General features: G+C 46.8%; 11 protein-coding genes and 1 tRNA gene. 9 read left to right on the top strand and 3 right to left on the bottom strand.

Annotated features, from left to right (window positions below; genetic code table 11):
• Positions 1-150: 150 nt before the first annotated feature.
• Positions 151-669, bottom strand: a complete 519-nt coding sequence (locus tag JGK07_RS32430) for a pentapeptide repeat-containing protein (protein ID WP_293187135.1) — start codon at positions 667-669, stop codon at positions 151-153.
• Here JGK07_RS32430 and JGK07_RS32435 point away from each other — a divergent pair.
• On the top strand, positions 658-954 hold the full coding sequence (locus tag JGK07_RS32435) for a hypothetical protein (protein ID WP_293187134.1): 297 nt from the start codon (positions 658-660) through the stop codon (positions 952-954). The two genes, JGK07_RS32430 and JGK07_RS32435, sit on opposite strands and share 12 nt — an antisense overlap.
• Before the next feature lie 144 nt (positions 955-1,098).
• On the opposite strand, the gene JGK07_RS32440 is transcribed toward JGK07_RS32435, so the two are convergent.
• Together JGK07_RS32440 and JGK07_RS32445 are read right to left on the bottom strand one after the other, a co-directional pair.
• Positions 1,099-1,183: transfer RNA gene (locus JGK07_RS32440), tRNA-Ser, on the bottom strand.
• Between the two features lie 34 nt (positions 1,184-1,217).
• Positions 1,218-2,132, bottom strand: a complete 915-nt coding sequence (locus JGK07_RS32445; protein WP_293187138.1) for a TIGR04168 family protein — start codon at positions 2,130-2,132, stop codon at positions 1,218-1,220.
• 214 nt (positions 2,133-2,346) lie between these two features.
• Between JGK07_RS32445 and nadA the strand changes: the two genes are divergently transcribed.
• From nadA to JGK07_RS32485, 8 genes are all read left to right on the top strand, one after another.
• Complete coding sequence (gene nadA / locus JGK07_RS32450; RefSeq protein ID WP_293220909.1) at positions 2,347-3,315, top strand: quinolinate synthase NadA; 969 nt, start codon at positions 2,347-2,349, stop codon at positions 3,313-3,315.
• A gap of 206 nt (positions 3,316-3,521) precedes the next feature.
• Complete coding sequence (locus tag JGK07_RS32455) at positions 3,522-4,139, top strand: TIGR04282 family arsenosugar biosynthesis glycosyltransferase (protein WP_293208950.1); 618 nt, start codon at positions 3,522-3,524, stop codon at positions 4,137-4,139.
• Positions 4,140-4,356: 217 nt separating this feature from the next.
• Positions 4,357-4,500, top strand: a complete 144-nt coding sequence (locus JGK07_RS32460) for a hypothetical protein (protein ID WP_293187132.1) — start codon at positions 4,357-4,359, stop codon at positions 4,498-4,500.
• Positions 4,501-4,666: 166 nt separating this feature from the next.
• Positions 4,667-5,383 carry a TIGR04283 family arsenosugar biosynthesis glycosyltransferase gene (locus JGK07_RS32465; protein WP_293187131.1) on the top strand — a complete coding sequence of 239 codons (717 nt, stop codon included), beginning with the start codon at positions 4,667-4,669 and terminating at the stop codon, positions 5,381-5,383.
• A 114-nt stretch (positions 5,384-5,497) separates the two neighbouring features.
• Complete coding sequence (locus tag JGK07_RS32470; protein WP_293148482.1) at positions 5,498-6,007, top strand: photosystem I reaction center protein subunit XI; 510 nt, start codon at positions 5,498-5,500, stop codon at positions 6,005-6,007.
• A 57-nt stretch (positions 6,008-6,064) separates the two neighbouring features.
• Positions 6,065-6,181 carry a photosystem I reaction center subunit VIII gene (locus JGK07_RS32475; RefSeq protein WP_293148481.1) on the top strand — a complete coding sequence of 39 codons (117 nt, stop codon included), beginning with the start codon at positions 6,065-6,067 and terminating at the stop codon, positions 6,179-6,181.
• Positions 6,182-6,249: 68 nt separating this feature from the next.
• Complete coding sequence (locus tag JGK07_RS32480; protein ID WP_293291234.1) at positions 6,250-6,417, top strand: hypothetical protein; 168 nt, start codon at positions 6,250-6,252, stop codon at positions 6,415-6,417.
• The coding region (locus JGK07_RS32485) for a helix-turn-helix domain-containing protein (RefSeq protein WP_293226761.1) at positions 6,414-6,611 on the top strand (198 nt) is incomplete at its 3' end. The genes JGK07_RS32480 and JGK07_RS32485, both read left to right, overlap by 4 nt.

Consider the following 6,611-nt stretch of genomic DNA (forward strand, 5'->3'; position numbering starts at 1 on the left):
ATCTGGGGTAGGGAAACGGCATCTTGAGTCTCCTCGCTTGTCATTCCGGTGCAACCGGAATTGATATTATTTCTTAGTCCGCGCAGGCGGACTTCGTATGTGTAGAAGCGATTTCAATCGCCGAGGGTTCAAGGAGATAACTGGAGATAATTAAGGATGAATGTTGCCATCGGGCATTTTAGTTTCCTGCATTGTAGCATTCTCGAAATCCGCGCATCCCGGAAGATTGAAACGCATTGTGGTTCCTCGGTCTGTTGATTTCATATTAAAACCAACTACTGCATTTTCTGGGTTATTCTTTTCGGGTACAGCACTGACTTTAAAATCCATATTTGCTGCTTGACCATTAGTATCAAGATTGAAACTTATGCCACTACATCCCAAATCAGAACCTGTCAGGTTGGCTTTATTCAAGTTGGCATTTTTTAGGTTGGCATTCGCCAGTTTTGCTCCTGATAAGTTAGCACCTTCTAGGTTTGCTCCCTGCAAGTTAAATCCTTGTAAGTCCATTCCCTTCAAGTTGACATTGCTGAGATTGCATTCGGGACACTGTTTGGTCTCCAGCAGTTGCTTGACTTGGTTTTGCTGGTTAAAATCAGGTATATATTTGGTTGCAGCCAATAAAAGGGCGATCGACAATCCAGCAGTAATTATATTTTGGATTTTCATAAAAATTCTGAAAAGCCACTGTGGCTTTCTATCTCGGTTAATTATTCATACAGCAGTGCGATCGACATCTCCAGAATTTCCACAAAAAAATTGCCACCATTTCAGACAAGCACGGAGGCGCAGTTAAATCCCGCCGGACTGATAAATCCCGCCTTCTCTCCCTCACCAGTGCTGCTTTTGGTTTCGGACTCGCCCCGTCCGGCTGCTTCACTTCGCTTTGGGCAGCCCACCAACAAACAAATTTTGCCGACTCCTACGCGGATGCTGGAATGTTCGGCAATCTGACCCCCGCCAGCGAAGATCCCTACGGCGATCCGGCGGATGAGGAAACCGCTTAAATCGAGTAAGTTGGCTAGAAAAATTACATGGTAAGCAAAATCACCCCCGCAGGGGTGATTTTTTGCCAGTTCTTTTCGTAGTTGTCAAAAACGGAGAGGGTGGGATTTGAACCCACGGAACCTTTCAGTTCACCTGATTTCAAGTCAGGCGCATTCGACCACTCTGCCACCTCTCCAGGCGCATAGATTTTATCATACCAGCAATTGCCGCTAACTACAAGCAGTAGCAGATTCAGTCTGCCGGTAAAGAATTTGTTCTCTTTGCACCGCGAAATCTTCCCCTACCCAGACTAAAGACATTTCCGACACTGTTCCTTTTTCTAGCAGGACGATCGAGAAATTCCGCAATTTCGAGCACTCTTTCTCCACAATTCGCGGTACGCTGGCCGCATTCAAATACACCGTACCCTTCGCACTCACCACTGACTTCCGCAACTCGTGCTTAGTATGTCGCAGTTGATGGTGCATATGACCAAAAGTTACCAGCGGTACGTGCTTTCCGGCGCTGCGAGTTCGATCGATCGCCTCAGCAAAATCCGGGTCGCCCCAATCCCCTCCCAGCGGCTTCCAATCACGCCCGCAGGGGTCTTCAGCAGCCTCTCCCAGCCCCGTCGGCCCCGTGTGACCAAGAAAAATCACATTTTCGCAGTCCGCATCTGCCGCCGCCCCTGCAATTAGCCTCGCCGACTCCTCAAAACTTTCTACGCCAAACCACTCCGAATAAAAATCGTTGTACTTCCACTCCGAACCTCCCCAAGTAAACGGGCGGCTTCCCACCACCGTTATGTCCAATTCGGGAAAATCCCGTTTCCCGTAACCGACGTGGGCTTCTCCCATTAAATCTAACTGCTGTTTTACCCGATTCTCAACGGCGCGATCGTACGGACACTGACTGCGGCCCCACTCCGTCGCCGTGTACCAAGCGTCGTGGTTCCCAAACACTGCTGCTTTCGGAATGTCCAAAGATGCGATCGCCCGCACCACCTCCACCGACTCGTTCCCAAAATCCCCCACAAACAGCGCCAAATCAACGCCAAGATGCTTCAGGGCCTCGCCGTCTTCCGCTTCCCAGCGATCGTGAACGTCCCCCACCACCGCAATTTTGATAGATTTAGTCTGATTCATTTGATTTGTCATGCGCGATCGATCCCTAGCCCCTTCTTCTTCAGCATAAGAAACAGCGACCAATTTTTGCACTCTCCCCCAGCCAATTTTAGATTTTAGATTTTAGATTTTAGATTATTTCAACCCAACCACCCGCTTACCACCGTTTTTGGTGAATTCAACTATAATTCAAAATATTAAGTCCAGCCGCCACCTTCCCCGGAATATTTTAACTGTGTTTACCACCGCACCTGCTCAAAACTTGACCCAAACCAGACTGCCCGACGACTTGTTTGCAGCAATTAACGCCCTCAAACAAGAGTTGAACGCCGTCATTCTCGCCCACTACTACCAAGACTCCGACATTCAAGACATCGCAGACTTCATTGGCGACTCCCTCGAACTTGCCCGCAAAGCCGCCAACACCAACGCCGATGTCATAGTTTTTGCCGGAGTTCATTTCATGGCAGAAACCGCAAAAATCCTCAATCCCCACAAATTAGTATTGCTACCAGACTTAAATGCTGGGTGTTCCCTCGCCGACAGTTGCCCGCCCGAAGCCTTTGCAGCTTTCAAAGCCGATCGCCCAGACCATTTAGTTATTTCCTACATTAACTGTACCGCCCAAATCAAGGCAATGAGCGACATAATTTGCACCAGCTCCAACGCCGTCAAAATTGTCAACCAAATTCCCGAAAATCAGCCGATAATTTTTGGGCCCGATCGCAATCTCGGCCGTTACGTCATCGAACAAAGCGGCAGACACATGGAACTCTGGCAAGGAGCCTGCATCGTCCACGAAAACTTCTCAGAAAAAAAGATAGTTCAACTCAAAATCGAAAATCCCGAAGCCGAAATCATCGCCCATCCAGAATGCGAACCTCCGGTACTTCGCCACGCCAATTATATCGGTTCAACCACCGCTTTGCTCAAATATTCTCAATCCAGCGACTGCCAAGCTTTTATTGTCGCAACTGAACCGGGAATCATTCACCAAATGCAAAAGCAAACACCGCACAAACGCTTTATTCCCGCTCCTCCTAACAATAATACCTGTGCTTGCAACGAATGCCCGCACATGAGATTAAATACTTTGGAAAAATTGTATCTAGCTATGAAAAATCAAACCCCCGAAATTACTATGTCTCAAGAACTGCAACGAGCAGCCTTGCAACCTATCCAGCGAATGCTAGAAATGAGCTAACGGTTGACAGTTGACAGTTGACAGTTGACAGTTGACAGTGTTTTAGGATGGGTTGAATCCAGGGATTAAATTAGTAATCGCGGACGCGAAAAAATCGGTTTCTCCGAAAAATTATTGTGGACGCAGGCGGCGCAGAAACCGGGTTTTTAGCCCCCCCTGCGTCCGGGACTGCATTAGGTCATTTCTTTAAAAATTATGAATAATCTATGATTTCCGAAAAACTGATTGTTTTCACCCGCTATCCCGAAGCGGGCAAAGCCAAAACTCGACTAATTCCTGTGCTGGGAAAAACAGGTGCTGCCAACCTGCACCGATTGATGGCACAAAAGGCGATCGCCCGCGCCCTCTCTCTTCAAAACTCCCGCCGATTATCAGTGGAAATTCACCACACAAGCGGTAGCCAACAACAGATGCAAGACTGGTTGGGAACAGATATTATTTATCAAAATCAAATAGACGGCGATTTGGGGGCAAAAATGACAGCAGCGTTTCAAAAATCTTTTAATTCAGGGGTTGACAAAGCTGCAATTATAGGAACTGATTGTCCCGATCTGAAAGCAGAAATCATGGCACAAGCTTTTGACAAACTGAGCCAGCACGATTTAGTTTTGGGCCCGGCAACAGACGGCGGTTATTATCTAATCGGGCTGCGCCGATCGATACCGGAATTGTTCAGCGGAATTAAGTGGGGAACCAGTGAGGTATTTTCTTCTACGCAGGCGATCGCCCAAAATCTTGACCTCAATATTGCTTATCTTCCCACTCTTGCAGACATAGATTTGCCGGAGGATTTGCTGCGTTTAGATATTAGTATTTTGAAATAAATAAACTATATTTAACTTCTCTGATTCATTAAAAATTGTCATCTATAAATCATAAAAAATACTTGATTGTGAAACCACAACGTCATACTATAGTAAATGTATTTGTCTAACCAAATGCAGCGGTTAGACAGCGCTTGCGACAATAGTCGCAAGCGCGAGAAAAAGCCAAAAATTAGCAAATAAATTAGTAAATAATCAAACTAGGGACAGTTTTTGATTGTCAATCTTAGAATCAGGGTTTCAGGGCGATCGAGAACGAGGGCAACGCTTGCCAGACACAGGAATTACCTGCGGGAAATCAAGGGTTTCAGACGAGGAACTCAAAAGGCAAGTTCGCGATCGCACTTTGCGACAAGAGTGAAACCCGGTTTCTTCGTATATTTATCGTGACCAGAGAGTAAAATTCGTAGAAACCCGGTTTCTATCCGCCCCATGTGTCAGCCATCAAACTGTCGCTACCTGTTGAAATAACAGATAAGCTTTGTACAAAACCCGCCCTCTCTCTCTCCAGCGGTGATCGATTCTCTATGCCGCCCGAAAATCTCAATCTCAAAATTTCCATTATCATTCCCGTCTTAAACGAAGCAGCTACAATTGCCTCAGTCATTTCCACCGCCCAAAATGCCAAAAATGTTGAGATTATCGTCGCCGATGGCGGCAGCAACGACGGTACCGCAGAAATAGCAACATCTTTGGGCGTCCGAGTTGTCTCCAGTAGCCAAGGCCGCGCCACTCAAATGAATGCAGGTGCGGCCTTGGCTACTGGAGATATTCTGCTGTTTCTCCACGCAGACACTCTTTTGCCTCCCGGCTACGACTCTGGCGCACGCCTTGCACTAGCCAAACCCCAAACAGTCGCCGGGGCCTTTGAACTCAAGATTGATGCCCGCACGCTCTGTCTGCTGCTCGTAGAAATAGGAGTAAACTGCCGATCGCACTTTCTGCAAATGCCCTACGGCGATCAAGCCATTTTTCTTTATTCAGCTATCTTTGACCAAATCGGCGGTTTTCCTGACTTGCCCCTCATGGAAGACTTTGAATTTGTACGCCGGTTGAAAAAACAAGGCCGCATCCAAATCGTACCCGAGCCCGTGTTGACATCCGCCCGCCGCTGGCAGCAGCTTGGGGTACTCAAAACCACCGCCATCAATCAAATAGTAATTATTGCTTATTTTTTCGGAGTGTCGCCCGATCGACTCGCTTTCTGGTATAGGAGACAAAAGAAAAATTCTTCCCAAAACTAAAGAATAGTGAACTTTTCTAAAGCTAGCTGCCAATTATGCAAATAGGAAACACGTCCCTGCGTAAAATATGACTTGAACGCCTCAATTTTTACGCACAGCGAGGAAAAAGAGAATATGGCCGATCCCAGAGATGCAGAGCTTATTAAACCCTTTAACGGCGACCCCTTCACGGGTCATCTCGCAACTCCCATCAGTGCTTCTGATTTCACACAAGCATTCATTGGGAATTTGCCCGCCTACCGCAAAGGACTCTCACCCCTAGTTCGAGGTTTAGAAATCGGTTTGGCACACGGTTATTTCCTTGTCGGCCCCCAAATCGTCTTAGGCCCACTGCGGGATTATCCAGAAGCAGCTAATCTCGGCGGATTAATTACAGCCCTCGTCTTAGTTCTGCTCGGCACAACAGGTATGTCTGCCTACGGTTTAGTCTCTTTCAAAAATGACAATAGCAGCTACCCGAGCGCCAATCCCATGACTCCCGAAGCCCTGAAAACCGGCGAAGGCTGGAGCCAGCTCACTGCTGGTTTCTTCATTGGCGGAATGAGCGGCGTCTTTGCTGCCTACTTCTTACTCGAAAACTTTAACGGCATCGATGCCATTTTCCGGGGTTTAGTCAACAATTAGACTCCACTCCCAAATATCCCTGTTGCCACACACTAACTTTAGTTTGGAGATTTTGATATGACAGGTTCCTACGCTGCTTCTTTCTTGCCTTGGATTTTGATTCCGGTTGTTTGCTGGCTGATGCCGGTTGTGGTAATGGGTTTGTTGTTTATTCACATTGAAAGCGACGCCTGAGCTACTACCTAGCTAGCGATTAAATAGACAAGGTGGTACACTTGTAGACAAATCTACGATGTACCATTTTGTTCAAACCCTGCGCGATTCCCAAAAAACCTTGGATTGTCAGTAAAGACACTCGCTTGCGCTGGGATGTTTCGGGTATCGGTGAAATTAGCGTGTTGATGTCGAGCAATGCTTTTATCCATCAAAACAAAGTTAAAGCCGGCACAAGAGTCAGACAACAGTCATGAGCAAACACGCTGGAATAGTGAGGTTTACTTATAACTGGGGATTGGCTACTTGGAGCAACCTTGATCAAGATGGATTGAAGCCTAATAAATACCTACTCAAGAAATTCTTTAACAATCATGTAAAGCCTGAGTTTACATGGATTAAAGAAGCGGGAATTTGCCAGAAGATAACTCAATATGCTTTCGACAATCTT

The sequence above is a fragment of the Microcoleus sp. PH2017_24_DOB_U_A genome, assembly GCF_020738205.1.
Taxonomy (GTDB): Bacteria; Cyanobacteriota; Cyanobacteriia; order Cyanobacteriales; family Microcoleaceae; genus Microcoleus.